General features: G+C 38.0%; 21 protein-coding genes. 13 read left to right on the forward strand and 8 right to left on the reverse strand.

The genetic code is table 11. From position 1 onward, the window contains the following. Entirely contained in the window at window positions 1-1,065 is a 1,065-nt protein-coding gene (locus ACXAE4_RS03065; protein WP_028412619.1) for an NAD(P)/FAD-dependent oxidoreductase, read from the reverse strand. A gap of 381 nt (window positions 1,066-1,446) precedes the next feature. Between ACXAE4_RS03065 and ACXAE4_RS03070 the strand changes: the two genes are divergently transcribed. The 4 genes from ACXAE4_RS03070 to ACXAE4_RS03085 all read left to right on the forward strand — a co-directional run bounded on the left by ACXAE4_RS03070 (window position 1,447) and on the right by ACXAE4_RS03085 (window position 3,952). Next, window positions 1,447-1,686, forward strand: a complete 240-nt coding sequence (locus ACXAE4_RS03070) for a YuzB family protein (RefSeq protein ID WP_033580454.1) — start codon at window positions 1,447-1,449, stop codon at window positions 1,684-1,686. Between the two features lie 303 nt (window positions 1,687-1,989). Then, on the forward strand, window positions 1,990-2,844 hold the full coding sequence (gene dapF, locus ACXAE4_RS03075; protein ID WP_063248452.1) for a diaminopimelate epimerase: 855 nt from the start codon (window positions 1,990-1,992) through the stop codon (window positions 2,842-2,844). Window positions 2,845-2,918: 74 nt separating this feature from the next. Further along, window positions 2,919-3,284, forward strand: a complete 366-nt coding sequence (locus ACXAE4_RS03080; protein ID WP_025752687.1) for a HesB/IscA family protein — start codon at window positions 2,919-2,921, stop codon at window positions 3,282-3,284. Window positions 3,285-3,433: 149 nt separating this feature from the next. Next, window positions 3,434-3,952, forward strand: coding sequence for a hypothetical protein (locus tag ACXAE4_RS03085; RefSeq protein WP_063248387.1), 519 nt, complete (start codon window positions 3,434-3,436; stop codon window positions 3,950-3,952). A gap of 26 nt (window positions 3,953-3,978) precedes the next feature. Here ACXAE4_RS03085 and ACXAE4_RS03090 read toward each other — a convergent pair whose 3' ends face one another. Beyond that, window positions 3,979-4,971: an NAD(P)/FAD-dependent oxidoreductase gene (locus tag ACXAE4_RS03090; protein WP_013059618.1), complete on the reverse strand. Its 993-nt coding sequence runs from the start codon at window positions 4,969-4,971 to the stop codon at window positions 3,979-3,981. A gap of 493 nt (window positions 4,972-5,464) precedes the next feature. On the opposite strand from ACXAE4_RS03090, the gene ACXAE4_RS03095 reads away from it, so the two are divergent. The 3 genes from ACXAE4_RS03095 to ACXAE4_RS03105 all read left to right on the forward strand — a co-directional run bounded on the left by ACXAE4_RS03095 (window position 5,465) and on the right by ACXAE4_RS03105 (window position 7,855). Then, window positions 5,465-6,679, forward strand: coding sequence for an NAD(P)/FAD-dependent oxidoreductase (locus ACXAE4_RS03095; protein ID WP_033580456.1), 1,215 nt, complete (start codon window positions 5,465-5,467; stop codon window positions 6,677-6,679). A 123-nt stretch (window positions 6,680-6,802) separates the two neighbouring features. Beyond that, window positions 6,803-7,126, forward strand: a complete 324-nt coding sequence (locus ACXAE4_RS03100) for a YuiB family protein (protein WP_033580457.1) — start codon at window positions 6,803-6,805, stop codon at window positions 7,124-7,126. Between the two features lie 81 nt (window positions 7,127-7,207). Beyond that, window positions 7,208-7,855, forward strand: a complete 648-nt coding sequence (locus tag ACXAE4_RS03105) for a 3D domain-containing protein (RefSeq protein ID WP_033580458.1) — start codon at window positions 7,208-7,210, stop codon at window positions 7,853-7,855. A gap of 42 nt (window positions 7,856-7,897) precedes the next feature. Here the strand turns inward: ACXAE4_RS03105 and ACXAE4_RS03110 are convergent, their stop codons facing one another. After that, window positions 7,898-8,374 (reverse strand): divergent PAP2 family protein, encoded by a 477-nt coding sequence (locus ACXAE4_RS03110; protein WP_013085319.1) that lies wholly within the window; start codon window positions 8,372-8,374, stop codon window positions 7,898-7,900. A 245-nt stretch (window positions 8,375-8,619) separates the two neighbouring features. Between ACXAE4_RS03110 and ACXAE4_RS03115 the strand changes: the two genes are divergently transcribed. Continuing rightward, window positions 8,620-10,113: a leucyl aminopeptidase gene (locus tag ACXAE4_RS03115; RefSeq protein ID WP_033580459.1), complete on the forward strand. Its 1,494-nt coding sequence runs from the start codon at window positions 8,620-8,622 to the stop codon at window positions 10,111-10,113. A 268-nt stretch (window positions 10,114-10,381) separates the two neighbouring features. Continuing rightward, the gene (locus ACXAE4_RS03120) at window positions 10,382-11,701 is read left to right on the forward strand and encodes a Na+/H+ antiporter family protein (protein ID WP_033580460.1); all 1,320 of its coding nucleotides are present in this window, start codon (window positions 10,382-10,384) and stop codon (window positions 11,699-11,701) included. Between the two features lie 54 nt (window positions 11,702-11,755). Here the strand turns inward: ACXAE4_RS03120 and ACXAE4_RS03125 are convergent, their stop codons facing one another. The 3 genes from ACXAE4_RS03125 to ACXAE4_RS03135 form a co-directional block, all read right to left on the reverse strand. Then, window positions 11,756-11,947, reverse strand: a complete 192-nt coding sequence (locus ACXAE4_RS03125; RefSeq protein ID WP_033580461.1) for a hypothetical protein — start codon at window positions 11,945-11,947, stop codon at window positions 11,756-11,758. Between the two features lie 116 nt (window positions 11,948-12,063). Then, window positions 12,064-12,600, reverse strand: a complete 537-nt coding sequence (locus tag ACXAE4_RS03130) for an HD domain-containing protein (protein ID WP_475237314.1) — start codon at window positions 12,598-12,600, stop codon at window positions 12,064-12,066. A 176-nt stretch (window positions 12,601-12,776) separates the two neighbouring features. Further along, window positions 12,777-13,145 carry a YuzC family spore coat inner layer protein gene (locus ACXAE4_RS03135; RefSeq protein WP_033580462.1) on the reverse strand — a complete coding sequence of 123 codons (369 nt, stop codon included), beginning with the start codon at window positions 13,143-13,145 and terminating at the stop codon, window positions 12,777-12,779. Window positions 13,146-13,251: 106 nt separating this feature from the next. Between ACXAE4_RS03135 and ACXAE4_RS03140 the strand changes: the two genes are divergently transcribed. Beyond that, on the forward strand, window positions 13,252-13,635 hold the full coding sequence (locus tag ACXAE4_RS03140) for a hotdog fold thioesterase (RefSeq protein ID WP_033580463.1): 384 nt from the start codon (window positions 13,252-13,254) through the stop codon (window positions 13,633-13,635). 345 nt (window positions 13,636-13,980) lie between these two features. Continuing rightward, a complete protein-coding gene (gene kapD / locus ACXAE4_RS03145; protein WP_013085312.1) occupies window positions 13,981-14,595 on the forward strand; it encodes a 3'-5' exonuclease KapD in 615 nt (204 codons plus the stop codon). A 36-nt stretch (window positions 14,596-14,631) separates the two neighbouring features. On the opposite strand, the gene kapB is transcribed toward kapD, so the two are convergent. After that, complete coding sequence (kapB, locus tag ACXAE4_RS03150) at window positions 14,632-15,012, reverse strand: kinase-associated lipoprotein KapB (RefSeq protein ID WP_034264171.1); 381 nt, start codon at window positions 15,010-15,012, stop codon at window positions 14,632-14,634. 85 nt (window positions 15,013-15,097) lie between these two features. Here kapB and ACXAE4_RS03155 point away from each other — a divergent pair, with 85 nt between their 5' ends. After that, window positions 15,098-15,295 carry a hypothetical protein gene (locus ACXAE4_RS03155; protein ID WP_033580465.1) on the forward strand — a complete coding sequence of 66 codons (198 nt, stop codon included), beginning with the start codon at window positions 15,098-15,100 and terminating at the stop codon, window positions 15,293-15,295. A gap of 103 nt (window positions 15,296-15,398) precedes the next feature. Next, the gene (locus ACXAE4_RS03160) at window positions 15,399-15,923 is read left to right on the forward strand and encodes a superoxide dismutase family protein (RefSeq protein WP_033580466.1); all 525 of its coding nucleotides are present in this window, start codon (window positions 15,399-15,401) and stop codon (window positions 15,921-15,923) included. Between the two features lie 35 nt (window positions 15,924-15,958). Here the strand turns inward: ACXAE4_RS03160 and ACXAE4_RS03165 are convergent, their stop codons facing one another. Continuing rightward, on the reverse strand, window positions 15,959-17,131 hold the full coding sequence (locus tag ACXAE4_RS03165; protein WP_099000355.1) for a MalY/PatB family protein: 1,173 nt from the start codon (window positions 17,129-17,131) through the stop codon (window positions 15,959-15,961). Window positions 17,132-17,297: the final 166 nt, after the last annotated feature.

Consider the following 17,297-nt stretch of genomic DNA (forward strand, 5'->3'; position numbering starts at 1 on the left):
TTATCCACTGTGGTGTTTATACATCCAAAGAATACCTGATTTCAATAATCGAGCTACGCGTCCTGTAATCGGACGTTCGGCAACTAAGCCAAACCCATGCTTTTTGCCTAATGAACCAAGTATGCCTTTTAATTTAATAGTTGGCAATTCATCAGGAAGCGCTTCGCCTTTCCAGCGGTGAAGAAGCACTTGCACAATTTGTTCAGCCTGACCTTCTGCAAGCTGAGCACTTGGGGCGTGCGGTAGGCTTGCACAGTCACCCAAAATGTAGACATTTTCATCGTCAGGCAAGTTATGGTATTTTGTCAATACGACGCGTCCTTGAGGATCTTTTTCCACGTCTAAATCGCGTACCACTTTATTTGGCTGAATGCCTGCTGTCCACACGATTGCATCGCTTTGAACGGGCTCATCATGATTATAAAGAATGTTCGGTTCTACTTTTGTAATATTAGCACTATTTACAATTTCGACACCGTTTGAAGTAAACCAAGTTTGAACGTAATTGCTTAAACGTTCTGGGAAAGCAGATAAAATTAATTTACCGCGGTCAAATAAGATGATTTTTAAATCCGGGCGGCTTTCTCTTAGCTCACTTGCCAGTTCTACTCCGCTTAATCCAGCTCCGACAATTGAAACAGTAGCGTGGGCCGGTAAGTTGTTTAATGTCTGATAAGTTGCTCGTGAAGCATCAATGGATTGAATGCTGTATGTATGCTCAAGAGCTCCGGGAACTCCATGATATTTATCTTCGCATCCGAGTCCTACAATCAGGTCATCGTAAGCGATCATTTGATCATCCACATAGACGCATTTCTCTTTCAGGTCTATTCGTTTTACACAGCCGTAGCGGATTTTTAAGCGAGGGTGTTCAGGAAAAGCAACACGGACATGTTGATCAGAGATTGTTCCAGCTGCAAGTGCATAGAATTCAGTTTTTAGTGAGTGATAAGGTGCTTTGTCAATAAGCGTTACTTCTACATCGTTAGGCAATTGATTCGGAAAAAGGCGCTGCAAAATGCGCATACCACCGTATCCGCCGCCCAGTATGACAAGGTTCTTCATGTGAATTTCCCCTTTAGCTTCATGCATTTTTGTTTTCTCTCTATTATTCTTGCTTTTAAGAATAGGAGGGTACAAATTACCGTTAATAAGGATGGTTGCCAAAAAGATATGAAAGGCTATATAAGATAACATATTTTACTTAAATAATAATTTAATATAACCTCGTTTGGTTTTCTATACATAAAAGTATAACTAAATTAATAAAAAACCACAATATGTTTCAACATAATTTCAAGCTATCCACGTAATAAAGCTTATTTATGCGTTTTTGAAAAAAGTCTATAAAGCTAAAAAACGCGCGCGAAATGAACGTGAATTTCTAAAGTTGACGTTGAAAATGAAAGGAGATAGGATAAACTAATAGTAGAGAGGTGAAAAAACGTGATACAGCCAATTATTGAATTTTGCGTTAGCAATTTAGCCAGCGGTTCTCAAGCAGCTTTAGAAAAGCTTGAAAAAGATCCAAATCTAGATATTATTGAATACGGATGTTTAGGTTATTGCGGGAAATGTTCACAATCTTTATTTGCCTTGGTAAATGGAGAGATTGTTACGGCGGAAACACCTGAACAGTTAGTAGATAATATCTACATTCATTTAGAAGAAAACCCAATGTTTTAAACTATCCCCGCTGTCGTATCTCTTTTTAGCAGGAGAGGGACATGAGGCTAATAGAATAGATGATGTAAGCATGGCTAGTCTTGCCGTGCTTTTTTATGCGTTTTTGCGCAAATATATGCGCTTTAACCATCCTTTTTGTAATCATAAAGCTTCTTTTGTTTTTTAATACTCTAAAGGAGAACAAAATAAAAAAACCCCTTAATCTTTATGATTAAGGAGCTAAAAAAACGGGGGATGATATTATTGTGTACAAAAGAGAATCACTTTATACTAGAGCTACATAAAAAAATAATGGGTGATAATATGAAAAAATTTCAGTTTACAAAAATGCATGCACTTGGCAACAACTATATCTACGTAAATATGTTTGAAGAACATATAGAAGAGCAAGAGTTAGCACCGCTTGCTGTAAAAGTCTCAAATGTTTATACGGGAATCGGATCGGATGGAATGATTCTTATTTGTCCATCTGAACGCGCAGATGTGAAAATGCGCGTATTTAATAATGACGGCTCGGAAGCAAAAAACTGCGGAAACGGTTTAAGATGTGTAGCTAAATATGCATACGAACATAATTTAGTAACAAGCGAAAGATTTTTTATCGAAACGCTTTCTGGAGTTGTAGAAGCAACGGTGCATCCGCAGGGAAATGAAGTTCCAGAAGTAACAATCGATATGGGAGAGCCTATTTTAGCTAGAGAACAAATTCCAATGACGGGAGCAAGCCAATACCAAGTTGTTGATGAAGAGATGGAATTTGGAAAAGAACGGTTAAAAGGGACGGCTGTATCAATGGGAAATCCTCACGTCGTCTTTTATGTAAATGATATTGAACAAGCGCCTCTTACTACACTAGGTCCGGTAGTTGAAAAAGATGCGCGTTTTCCAGAAGGAGTGAACGTTGAATTTGTCGAGGTAGTGAACGAAAGAGAGCTGAACTTTCGCGTATGGGAAAGAGGTTCGGGTATCACTCAAGCATGCGGGACAGGAGCATGCGCTGCTGTTGTTTCTTCTGTGTTAAATGAGAAGACGAAAAAAGATGTGCCTACTGTTGTACACCTCGCTGGAGGAGATTTAACGATTGTTTGGCAAAATAAAGGCAATGTGTTAATGACAGGTCCAGCCAATGTGATTTGCGACGGCATGTATTATTATTAAAAATGAAGAAGCAGACGATTTGTCGTCACAGACATTTCGTCGTATACTAAACAAAAAAGGAGGTCTGTTTAAAAATGAGTCAAGATATCCTAACAATTACAGAAGCTGCAAGCTTTCAAATAAAAGATATGATGAAAGAACATGAAGAAGAAAATGCTTATTTACGTGTTACTGTGAATGGAGGAGGCTGCTCAGGTCTTTCTTACGGCATGGGTTTTGCACACGAAGTAAATGAAAACGATACGCTGTTTGAACAACATGGCATTAAGATTCTTGTAGATAGCGAAAGTGCTCCAATTTTAAAAGATGTAAAAATTGATTACAAGCAATCTATGCTAGGCGGAGGGTTTACAATTGATAACCCGAACGCCATTGCAGCATGCGGCTGCGGCTCTTCTTTCCGTACAGCAAGCAACGCAGGTGCTCCTGAAGAGTGCTAAGTATATTTTTATAAAAAAGCTTTCTTCACCTCATCTGGTGAAGAAAGCTTTTTTAGTGAGAAATTTTTGTATGTTACATCATCTACCAAACTTATTGACCAAATAATCAGTCTTTTTTATACTCAATAAAAAAGAGGAGATGAACGGATTTGATAGATGCGACTCGTTACGACGCGGAACAAGTAGGAGGTTATGGAAGTTTTCGTAAAAAAAATACCCTGCCTATTCTATGGAAGGGGTTTATAAACTGGTTAAAACTTGAAAATAGGAAAATGGAGTCTAAGGATGCAAAAAGTATTCACTTCAGTGAATCGCATTTATTTGTTCAACATTTGCCTTTTTCCTCAGGTGAAGTCTGTCATCAAAACTCGTCCTCTGCGCCTCTTAACCATTCTGAACCTTACATTCGCTATTATGAAAATGCTAATGCATCTCTGGCCGAAAGCTATGGAGCAGTGGAAGGAGAGCATATTCTGCTGGTTGAACGTATTGTCGGTCAATCAGAGGTAGTAAAATATTTAAGCAAGCTCGAAGGCTTGAAGGCCTACAGAATGAGCGTAACTAGTCAAGAAGGAAACCATTCCTTTTATGAAATCTGTTTAATAAGCAGTGATGCAGAAATGATGAGTGAAATCATTCATCGAATGGTTACACCAATCCAGCAATGAAAAAAAGCAGGCGAGAGCCTGCTTTTTTATGAGAACATTGACGTACTGTGCATAGGCTGTAAGCGAGCCTTTGGGTCAATGTATGCTTTAGCGTTATTAACGGCAGTCGGACCTTCGCCAAATCCTGCCACGATGAGTTTTACTTTTCCATCATATGTGCAGACATCACCTGCTGCATAGATGCCAGGAATATTTGTTTCTTGCTTTGAATTAACAACAATTGCATTTTTCTCTAAATCTAAGTCCCATTCTTTAATTGGACCTAGAGAAGAAACAAATCCAAAGTTTACAATAACATCATCTACGTCTACTACTGTCTTTTCTTCACCTTTTGTATTTTCTAACACAACTTGTGTAATACGGTCATCTCCAATAAATTCAACCGGTACATATGGTGTTTTAATATCAACTGATGAATTATGCAAGTTTTCTACGCTATGTTCATGAGCGCGGAACTTGTCTCGGCGATGCGTTAACGTTACTTTTTCTGCAATCGGCTCTAACATAAGAGACCAGTCTACAGCCGAATCCCCACCCCCGCATACTAATACTTTGCGGCCTTTGAATTTATTCATATCATCCACAAAATAATGAAGGTTCGTTTGCTCAAACTGTTCTGCGTTTTCTAGCTCAATTTTACGGGGCTTAAATGCACCGTTTCCAGCCGTAATAATAATTGTTTTTGAATAGTGGACTTCAGAATTAGTAGTTAATCGGAATACACCGTCCGCTTGTTTTTCTACCTTTTCTACTGCTTGCTCTAGTGCAACTGCAGGTTTAAATTGATCCATTTGCTCTTTTAGGTTATTGACTAATTCTTGAGCACGTACTTTTGGAAACCCAGCTACGTCATAAATATATTTTTCAGGATATAAAGCAGAAAGCTGTCCACCGAGCTGTGGTAAGCTTTCAATAATTTTTACGCTCGCCTGACGCATACCGCCATAAAATGCTGTAAATAAGCCTGTAGGGCCGCCTCCGATGATGGTAATATCGTATACTTGTTTATCTTCTTTCATTTATAATCACCTCTAGATTGTTCTGTGCCAATGCATATTCTACTTTATGATAGCATAGTAAATTATAAAATATCATTAAAACACGCTGGAATGTTTGAGAAACTTTCTCAGCTTAAAGATCAGTATTTGCAATCATTAACATAACCACACGTTTTGGTCAAATATAAAACTGGGTATACAGGAAAGTAATTGAAAATTTAAAAGCTTGTAAATACAAAGTGAAGGGTTGAAAAACCGATGAAAAAAGCATAAGATGTTTGTGTAAATCAAGCTAGGACTTATGCTTACATTTTTTTGAAAAAGAAAAAATGTATTTTTTTAAAAAAGAACGTGAAGTGATTCACATTATTTTTCTTATATGAATAATAAATGGATAGCGATGATCGTTCTTGCTCAAACTAACATAAAAAAGCAAACCAAATAAAATTGCTCTTATCATTATATTTGTAAGACATACTTGTGACTATAACTAAAAAAGGTGGATGACATTCCTATGAAAAAGCCTAAAATCGTCATTTTGGGTGCCGGGTATGGCGGCATTATGACAATTGTTAATTTACAAAAGAAACTGGGTGCTAGTGATGCGGAAATTGTTTTGGTAAATAAAAACGATTACCATTACGAAACGACATGGCTTCATGAAGTATCGGCAGGTACAATTCATCAAGATCGCTCTCGTGTTCCTGTTAAAAATTTAATTAACACGAATAAGGTTACATTTATTAAAGACACGGTCGTAGATATTAAGTTAGATGAAAAGCGTGTTCTTCTTGAAAACAGTGAGCTAACGTACGATTATTTAGTTGTTGCTTTAGGGTACGAAGCAGAAACTTTCGGAATTAAAGGTTTAAAAGAACATGCATTTACCATTACGAGCATTAATGCAGCACGTCAAATTCGTGAGCATATTGATTATGTGTTTGCGACGTACAACAATGAAGTGGAAAAAAGAGACGAACTTCTGACAATCATTGTTGGAGGTGCTGGCTTTACCGGCATTGAATTTGTGGGAGAATTAGCAAATCGAGTCCCTCAGCTTTGCAAAGAGTTTGATATCCCGCGTGAAAAAGTACGCGTTATTTGTGTAGAAGCAGCGCCTACGGCCTTGCCAGGTTTTGATCCGGAACTTGTAGAATATGCGGTAACACAGCTAGAACGAAAAGGAATCGAGTTCAAGATTGGAACAGCGATTAAAGAGTGTACAGAAGAAGGAATTATTGTATCAAAAGATGACCAAGTGGAAGAAATCAAATCAGCAACAGTTGTATGGGCTGCAGGTGTTCGAGGCAGTCATTTAATTGAAAAAGCTGGATTTGAGAACATGCGCGGACGTGTAAAAGTAAGCAATAGCTTGCTGGCACCAGGGCATGAAGATGTGTTTGTTATTGGAGATTGTTCACTAATGATTAACCCAGAAACAGAACGTCCTTATCCGCCAACAGCTCAAATCGCTATGCAACAAGGCGGTACCTGCGCTGAAAATATTAGCCGTTTGATGAAAGGGCAAAAAGAATTAAGCGAGTTCAAACCAGATATTAAAGGAACGGTATGTTCGTTAGGGCATGATGACGCAATTGGCGTTGTATACGGTCGAAAACTATTTGGTTCAAGCGCATCTTTTATGAAAAAAGTTGTTGATAATCGCTCGCTTTTCCTTCAAGGCGGAGCAGGTCTTGTATTGAAAAAGGGAAAATTTAATTTCTTTTAAAACAAAAAGCAAAAGGTCTTCAAACCTTTTGCTTTTTTTGGTATTAACTTACTTTTCTGTGATTGACGCCTTGATTACTCTTAAGTAAACTGAGAGTATAAAGAGTAACGGAGGCGAAAAGCAATGGAAATGAGTGTGCCTGTCCTAATTATCTCCATCTTGTTGTTTTTTGTGTTGTTTTTTGGAATCGGTTTCTTGTTGAATATGCTGCTTCGCATGTCTTGGATTATGGCCATTATTTATCCCGTAATTTTTATTCTTATTATTGATGATGTAAGAGCGGTTGATTACATTCAACATCCCGCTCACTCCTTTCAGCAGCTAGGTACAAAAGTGCTATCTTTAGCCACAGCTGACATTGCGATTTTAATGGCTGGTTTTATAGGTGCACTAGCTTCAGGTATTACCATTAAATCTTTACGAACAAGAGGGTACCAAATGTTTTGAATGTAAATTCTTCTCGCGAACGAATAATTTGTTTTTATGTTGGAAACAAATAGATTCGTGAGAGGAGTTGTGGAAATCACAATGATTGGAAAAATAGCAAAGCGATTCATTATGTGCCTACTACTGGTCGGAGCGCTGTTTACAACATATGAAGCAATTACTGGCGTCCCAATAAACACGGTCATCAAATATATGCCTTTTATAAACAGTACAGGGCATCCTCTAATGAATGAAAGGCTCTTACCATCATTTCTAAAACCACTAAGAGTTGAAGCAGCTAGCAATGACAGAGAGCGTCTGACAATTGAAGAAGCATTTGATTGGTCGCGTTATCCAACTAAGAATGTATTGGCTACGGGTTACACAGCTGGTTACGAATCAACTGGGAAAAATCCCAATCATCCAGGGTATGGTATTACATATTCGGGCGTTAAAGTAAAACGTGACTTGTATTCAACCATCGCTGCTGATTTAACCATATTTCCAATCGGCACGATTTTGTTCATTCCGGGCTATGGGTACGGAGTGGTAGCAGATAAAGGTGGGGCTATTAAAGGCAATCATCTTGATTTATACTTTGAAACTGTTTCTGATGTGTATAACATATGGGGTAAGAAAGAATTAAACGTCTATGTAGTCAAATCAGGAGACGGCCGTTTAACTGAAGAAGAGTTAACAATGCTGAATGAAAAGAAATCGATGCAAGTTTTTCGTCAGCAGGTGAAATAAACGAGAAACACATGAAGCATTCTTCATGTGTTTTCTTATGTTTTATGGCCATACATAATACGTTACAAAAGCAACTGCTATTCCTGTTAAGGCTCCAAAGAAAACTTCAATAGGCTTATGCCCAAGCAGTTCTTTTAGCTTCACTTGTTTTTCGTCCTCTTCATTGGTCGTCCACAGCTTTGCCTCTTTTACTGCGCGCTGAAAGTCTTCAACCAAACGATTTAAAACTGTTGCTTGCTCTCCTGCGTGTCTTCTTACTCCTTTAGCATCAAACATGACAATGATGGCAAAAATAGCGGATAGAGCAAAAATAGGGGATTTAAGACCTTCTGCTAGCCCAATGGCAGTTGCTAAGGAAGTTACGGCTGCGGAGTGAGAGCTTGGCATGCCCCCCGTACTAAAAAATAAGCTGCCGTCTATTTTTTTAGTAGCTACAAAAGAAAGGGGAATCTTAATAAATTGAGCAAAGAAAATAGCGATTAATGAACTCCAAAGTGGAAAATTTGAGAATAACTCCATTGAGATGTCCTCCCTCAACTTAAAATGTCTAAAAAGATAAATCCGTATGATGAAAACAGTGGTAGATGAAAGTATATGTGTGAAACTAAGGTTTTTGAACTGTGATTAAAAATTGTATTTCTGCTATCATATGTATATAGATGAAAACAGTGGTGAATATGATATATATTCCACTTGCTGAATAGATTAAACAAAGCAGATGATAAATAAAAATAAAATATCTATACGTAAAAGGGAGGAATTTTATGTTTTCGCACGTAGAAACATATGGTGTTGATCATCAAACAGAAGCGCTCGTAATCGGGTTATTTAATCAAAATCAACAGTTTGAAGGCTTTCTAAAAGAAATTGATGATGCTTTAGGTGGACAGCTCATTCATTTGATTAAGGAAGGAGATATTCGCGTACAGGAAAAGCGGATATCAACGATTCATACACTAGGAAAATTAGGAGCAAAACGTCTTTATTTTGTAGGGCTCGGACGAAAGCAAGCGTTAACTAAAAATGGGCTCAAAGAAAGCTTTGGCCTTTTATTTAAAAAGTTAAAAGAAGCAAAAATTTCAAACGCATCGGTCGTCCTTCCTACATTTGATACAGGAGAGTGGTCAGAGCAAGAAACTGCAGCTTTACTAGGAGAAGCTCAACAGCTTGCTATGTATGAGTTTGAAAACTACAAAAAGAAATCAAATGAGCCTGACAAGCAGCTTGAGAAAATTGAACTGTTTTCTTGTTATAAAGACGTTTTACAATCTGCGTTGGTTGGATATACGTACGGGAAAGCAACAAACTCAGCCCGCACCCTCGTTAACTTACCAAGCAATATGCTAACGGCTACAGATTTAGCTAATTATGCAGTAGAAATGGCACATACATATGGTTTTGAATATGAAATTTTAGAAAAAGAAGAGATGGAAACGCTAGGAATGGGCGCGTTGCTCGCAGTCAATCAAGGTTCCGCAGAGCCTCCTAAAATGATTGTGCTGAAATATCAAGGTAAAGAAAAATGGGAAGACGTTATTGGGTTGGTAGGAAAAGGGATTACCTTTGACACAGGTGGTTACTCTATCAAATCTAAAGACGGGATTGTAGGCATGAAAACAGATATGGGTGGAGCTGCATCTGTTCTTGGTGCAATGGAAGCGATTGGAGAATTAAAACCTCATCAAAACGTAGTAGCGGTCATTCCATCAACTGACAACGTTATTAGCGCGCGTGCCTTTAAACCAGATGATGTTATTACAGCAATGAATGGAAAGACAATAGAAGTGCTGAACACAGATGCTGAAGGGCGTTTAGCACTAGCTGATGGTATTTCATATGCCAAGCATCATGGAGCAAATTATTTAGTAGACGTGGCGACATTAACGGGTGGTGTAATTGTAGCTCTTGGTACACACACAACTGGGGCAATGACGAATGATTCTGCTTTATTGCAGCAAATAGCGAAAGCGAGCATTGAGACAGGCGAACCGATTTGGGAGCTGCCTATTACAGAACGAGACAAAAAGCGTGTTCGGGGAAGTAAGGTAGCAGATTTAAATAACTCTCCTGGACGGGAGGGGCACGCAATTATGGCAGGAACCTTTATTGGTGAGTTTGCAGAGCAAACACCATGGGTTCACTTGGATATTGCTGGAACTGCAACATCCGCTGCTTCTCATGAGTTAGGACCTTCAGGTGCAACAGGCGTGATGGTGCGAACACTAGCTGCGATGGTTTGTTCATTTGAAGCCAATTAATAAAAAGAACATAGCAGTGATAGAAAGAAACGTAAAAAGAAGCATCGAAGATGCTTCTTTTTTAATATGTTTACATAACATTTTTTTCTTTTTAGGAAGAAAAGATTGTTTAAAAAAATCCTTATATTGTTAAGGATGTAGAGAAGTTAAACAAACGTTTATTTAGTAAGATGATTGACTTTTTTTCTATACCTAATATAATGAACATGTTGTTTATCTCTCTAATGTTTTAATGAGATAAAGTAAAAAGAAAAATGGAGGTTTCAAAATGAATGCAGTATTAATAGCTGTGCTCGTGATGCTGATTTTGAGCTTATTGCGTATCAACGTTGTCTTTTCTTTAGCGGTCGGAGCGCTAATTGGAGGACTTGTTGGCGGTATCAGCCTCACAGATACAGTAAGTATATACACAGATGGTCTTGGAAACAGTGCTTCTGTTGCATTAAGCTATGCTTTGCTTGGAGGATTTGCAATGGCTGTTTCGCGGACAGGGCTGCCTGATGCCGTTGTTCAGCTAGCGTTGAAAATAGTAGGAAAAGAAGGAGAAACGAAAAAGAAGTCACTGTCAAAAGTACTGATTTTATTGATCATCCTTATTATTTCGTGTTTTTCTCAAAATGTTATTCCGGTTCACATTGCATTTATTCCGCTTTTAATTCCACCGCTATTAAAAGTATTTAATCAGTTGAAAATAGATCGCCGATTAGTCGCAACAGTTATTACATTTGGATTGGTTACACCTTATATGTATTTGCCGGCAGGATTCGGTAAGATTTATCACGACATTTTATTTACTAACATCAAAGAAAGTGGATTAACGATTGATAAAGGAGATATTACCACGGCGATGGCTCTTCCAGCTTTAGGAATGGTAGCGGGCTTATTGTTTGCTGTGTTTATTTCGTACCGTAAGCCGCGCAGTTATAAAGACATTGACATTGATCAAGGCGCAGAGGAGCGTACAGGTTACACAACAAGAGGGATTATAGTAGCGTTACTTGCGATTGTAGCGGCTTTAACTGTGCAGCTCTTAGTAGATTCTATGATTTTCGGAGCGCTTGCAGGAATTGTGGTCGTTTATTTCAGCGGGGCTTTGAAGTGGAATGAAGCAGATCCAGTATTAACGAACGGAATGAGAATGATGGCTTTCATCGGATTTGTTATGCTGTCAGCCTCTGGTTTTGCAAAAGTTCTTCAAGAAACTGGAGATGTAGAAGCACTTGTAAAAGGCTCTGTTGCTCTTATTGGCGGAAACCAAATGCTGGGTGCATTTCTTATGCTTGTCATCGGGCTTTTAGTCACAATGGGCATTGGTTCTTCTTTCTCTACCATTCCAATTATCGCGACGATTTTTGTTCCTCTTTGCTTAGAACTTGGTATGAGTCCAATGGCAACGATTTGTATTGTTGGTACAGCAGGAGCGCTTGGAGACGCTGGTTCACCAGCTTCAGACAGTACGCTTGGACCAACATCTGGACTAGCAGTCGATCGTCAACATGATCATATCTGGGATACGTGTGTACCAACTTTTCTTCACTATAACATTCCACTCATTATTTTTGGGTGGGTTGCCTCAGTTATCTTGTAAATAGAGGGTCTCTAATGAAAAAAAAGCAGCCGATCAAAACCGGCTGCTTTTTTTTCATGCTTGAGAAAGAGTAGAAGCAGTGCTGTCACAAGCTCCTAATGCTTGCTCTACAGCCTGAAGAGATTGTTCAATATGTTCGCGATTTGAATCTTTCTCTACTGTTTGAAGAGCTTGTTCAAGGCTTGCTTTTGCCTGATTTAATGACGTACAAGAATCCTGCACGTAACCTCTAGCGTTTTTAGACATTCTTCTTCCTCCTAACTAACCAAAAATGAGAATCAATAAGTAGTATGAGTAATTTGCAGGGAATTATGAGGAGAAATAATAAAAAGGATTAACTCTTATGAAAGGAGTTAATCCTGTCAGCCTAACTGTTTAAATTGGTTGGAATGTAGAAGTTCAAGCACTTTCTTATCAAGCTCCTTAATTTTCTTTACAGCCAAATTGTATTCCATTTCACGGTAATGATGTTTGCCGCCTGGCTCTTCATCAGCTTCATCAGCTAGTTTGACTACTTTTTGAAGAGGGCGTTGCTGAATGGTTCCTTCAGGCAAATAGGAGTCTGTGTGTAGTAAAATAGCTAAGGCAATTTCTTTTGCCGCCTGAGGTTCCTCGCCTAAACGAATGAGTAATTTATGTGCACGTTCAGCACCTTTAATAGCGTGAATATCATTTTGACGATACTTCTCATAATCCCACTGACCATTTGTGTACCATTCGTAGTGGCCAATATCATGAAGCAGCGCTGCTTTTGTAGCTAAATCAGGGTTTACATTATGCTGTACAGATAGACGAAACGCATGATAGGCGACCGATACAGCATGCGCAACGCCAAATCGTGTTAAATATTTTTGAGCGATAGGATGCGTGAAAATTTCTACTAGCGTAACATGTCTCATCATGTCATCCCTCCTAAAGAAAAAATATATTTCCAAATACAATATCATATTTATTTCCTAAATACAATTATCGTGTAATTTGTTTTTACATCCAAAAACGGCATATATTATAATATTCGAAACAAAACAACATGTACATCTTTTTCAAAAGAAAATAAGACTTTTTTCCTTGTGTTTTACCATTTAATATTTAACGAAACGTGACAGCAGTCAAATTGGTTATCGGGATGAATAAACGTAATTTTAATATAGTCTGGCGTATAAAAAACATCAATTTTGGCCTTAACACCTGTTGAAAGAATGAGTCTTTTTACTTCACTCATTTTAGATTCTTGAGCAGCAGCTTTTATTTTTTTTATTAAAGCTGGCGAAGCGTTAGCTCTTTGAATAAATATGGTAGCGCTTTGCATGGTAGAGGGAATCACTTTAAGAGATTGCTGGAAAGTCGCTATGTCCGCCTCAGGTAAGCTAGGTACCCTGTATGTATAAGGGTGAGGCATGTAGTACGATGGCCAGTAGTAAGACAAGGGAGCAAATGGTTTCATATAAGAATCCTCCTAAAAAACGGATTTTTATTATGTATATGTAGAGGGTTCGTATATGTTGTAGCAAAACCGTTATTGTATACTAGATACAAAGGGAGGTATGTATATGAAAACAAAAGATACGCTGTTAGAAGCATTAGGAATTGAGATTATTAGCGCAAGTGAACAAAGAGTGGAAGCGACGATGCCTGTTGATGAGCGAACGCGTCAGCCATTCGGGCTTTTGCACGGAGGAGCATCGGTGGCGTTAGCCGAAACTGTGGCTAGTCTAGGTGCTATTAAAAGTGTAGATATTGAAAAAGAAATCTGTGTGGGTTTAGAGATTAATGCTAATCACATCAAAGGGAAAAAAGATGGAACAGTTACAGCTATAGGCGTTCCTTTACATAAAGGAAAAAAAACAGCGGTTTGGGAAGTGAAAATTCAAGATGAAGAAGAGAATTTAATCTGTATATCCCGGTGCACGCTTGCTATTCTGCCTAAAGCTTAAATATAAGAAAGGCTTAGTCTAAAAGGTGTGAGGTATGCTTTTGAAGTCAGGAGGAGCACCTCACACACTGATGTGAGAGCTTAAAGAGAATTTGGAAGAGCGGATACATAAAAAAGTGAAAAAATAGGTAAAAAAAAGAAGCGAAATTATGTCTATTCGTGACAGTTACCCTGCGCATAGAGACATGCTCTAGAATATAGTAGTAGTAAAGTATTCTTTTTATTCAGCAACTAGAATATTCATAATATTAAAAATAAGAACAGAAAATAGACCTTCCGATTGTTCAATCGTGCTATAATAGCATTAATATAGTAGGGCGGTTTATTTTACAAAGGGGTGATAATATTGGATAAGAACTCTCAGTATTTATTCATTGATTTTGAATTTACAATGCCAGAGTATAAAGGTTTTCCAAAAGGCTTTTTTCCGGAAATCATTGAAGTTGGTTTGGTGTTTGTTAAAAATCAAGAAATCATTGATCGTTTCTCCTCTTACGTACAGCCTACACACTTCACAAAATTAACTGAGCGCTGTAAATCATTTCTCCATATCGAACAAAATCAAGTAAATGAAGGAATTACGCTAGAGCAGCTTGTACAGCGACTGGGCATGTATAAAAACAGCACGATTATTACATGGGGAAACATGGATATGAAAGTATTAAGGCAGTGCTGTCAAAAAAATAAGGTGCCGTTTCCTTTTACAGGTAAAGAAATTGATCTTTCGATGGAGTATAAGCGCTTTTTTGGAGATCAAAATCAAACCGGCCTTTGGAAAGCTGTGCAAGAGTATGGTAAAGAAGGAACTGGAAAGCACCACTGCGCGCTTGATGATGCGATGACGACACTCAACATCTTTAAGCTTGTAGAAAAAGATAAGCGGTACCTTCAAAAACCGGAGCCGACGACCATAGGAGATCGAATCGATTTTTCAAAAGTATTAAATAAATTTGCATTATAAAAGCCAAATCACTTCTATGTGAATTTGGCTTTTTGTTTAATGAATACCGTACTCTTTTTTTAACTCTTCTAAACAGGCAATACTTGCTTGAGCAAAAGCGCTATCTTTGGCTTGTTGTTCAGCTATCTTTAATTCAAGGGCTTTTTTTAGTGAATGCTTATAATCAGGAACGCTGTCTTCATAGAGATGAACCATTTTTTGAGGAATGTTGGCCTGCTCTCGAAACGCAAGTGCTTTTCGCTCGTGAAAAAAAGGTACGTCCACTTGTCCAGGATTATGTAAGTCACCTTGTTCTGGATGCTTCAACACAGCTTGAATTCGTACAACATAATGCAGATCTCGAACTTGTGTAATTTCACCGATGTATTTCCCGGTTTTATAAAGTGCTGTAACGGTTTGACCAATTGTAAATGTCATATTGCCAGATCTCCTTTAAGTAAAGTGTTTGTTATAAACAGTATAAATCAAAACCTACTACCGTTTCTATGAAAGGATGTTGTACATGATGTATTTAATGTTTTTGCTTTATTTTCCGGAAGATAAAACAGAATATATTCCTGCTTTTGCTACAATGGCGATTTTTGTACTAGCAGCAGTTGCAGTCTGGCGGTTCATCATCAAGGTGTCTAAAAAAGAAGAAGAAAAAACGAAGGAATTAGAAGCAAAGCTGAAAGAACAAGAAAATAAGAAGTCACTCTAATGAAATGCAAATAAAATGTAAGCGTTTAAAATGATATGTTGCTGGACAATCTATGGAAAGACATCTAAAACTTTCGCTAGTGCGTATGCGATTGGAGGGCAACATGAAAAAACTACTACTCATTGGAACCGTGCCTTTTTTCTTGTTAACGGGGTGTATGGAAAAAGAAATATCCAATAAAGAAGTCAAAGTCTATAACGCAGATGGAGATAGCATCGGTACAGTCAAATTGAAAGAGCAGGCTGATGGAATTGAGTTTACGTACGATTTAAGCGGACTTCCACCTGGCGAACACGGCGTACATATTCATGAAATGGGGATTTGCAAAGCTCCTAACTTTAAAAGTGCAGGAAATCACCTTGATCCTGATAAAAAGAAACACGGACTGTTAAATCCAAAAGGACCACATTTAGGCGATATGAAAAATATTGTGGTAGAAGACGATCAGACGTATAAAGGAACGGATATGGTTCCTCAAGTCACGTTAAAAGAAGGAAAGACGTCTCTCGTTAAGCGTATGGATGGTTCCTCTCTTGTAATTACTGAACAAGGTGATGATGGAATGACAGAGCCATCAGGTAATTCTGGCAAGCGAATCGCGTGCGGAGTTATTTCAAAAAAACATTAAAAACAGCGTTCTTTCGTGAGAAAGAACGCTGTTTTTTACGTTAAAGCTATTTTTAAGCGATTTAATCCTTCTTGAAGTTGTTCATGTGAACAGCCAATGTTCAAGCGAATAAAACCTTTTCCATATGTGGAACTGTATTTTTCGCCTTTTTCTACGGCGATTTTGCCTTTTTCTAATAAACGTTCATGTAATTCTTCTTCTGATAAGTGCAGCTTGTTGCAGTCAATCCATAGTAGATAAGTTCCTTCCGGCTGAATGACTCGCAGTTCAGGTAAGTGTTCACTTATAAACCCTGTCACGAGATCTACATTTTTCTTCAGATACACAAGCAGTGCTTCTAGCCATTCGCCACCTTCGCTGTAAGCTGCTTCTAAACCAATGATTCCAAATGTATTTAAATTAGAGAAACCTTGTTTTTGCTGCTGCTGAACATACTGTGTGCGCAGCTTCTCATTTGGAATAATAATAGCTGAAGCTTGAAGTCCTGGTATATTGAATGTTTTGCTAGGGGCCATACACGTAATGGTTCGATTGGCTGCATCTTCACTCACCATGCTGATGGGAATGTGTTTATAAGAATGGTAAATTAGATCAGAATGAATTTCATCTGAAACAATTAATACATTGTATTTTTGACAAAGATCGGCAAGTTTTTTCAGTTCTTCTTTTGTCCACACGCGTCCTACTGGATTATGAGGACTGCAAAGAATCATTAATTTTACGCCTTCTGCAAATTTTTTCTCTAAATCTGCAAAATCAATTTCGTATTTATCGCCCGCAAGTTTTAACGGATTTTCAACAACTTCTCGATCATTTACCTCTATCATGTTGAAAAACGGAGTATAAACTGGAGGTTGAATTAAAATTGAATCTCCAGGTTCCGTAAATGCTTGAATAGCCATACTCAGGGCAAATACAACTCCTGGACTGTATGTAATCCATTCATGATCAATGGTCCACTGATGCTTGTTTTTTACCCAAGATGATAAAGCATTTGCCGTAGATTCAGTAGGGGAAGTGTAGCCGAAAATACCGTGTTTGACACGCTCATTAATGGTTTGAAGAACATTAGGCGGCGCTTGGAAATCCATATCAGCTACCCAAAAAGGCAGAACATCTTTTGCTCCAAAAACGAGATCCGTTTTGTCCCACTTTACGGACTGCGTACCTGTACGATTAATTAATTGATCAAAAGAAAAAGTAGACAATAAAAGTACCCCCTTTTTTAATATAATAGTTTGCTTATTTTTAATACGTTTGTCAACGAAGTTAACTTGTGAAGTCAATAAAGAAAGTGGGAAAATTGGCTGAAGCACCACTAATAAATTTTTTATTAAAGTTAGCGCCTCGTGTGAAATATATGAACTCGCTCCG

The organism is Priestia sp. ABM2_011 (assembly GCF_056158845.1).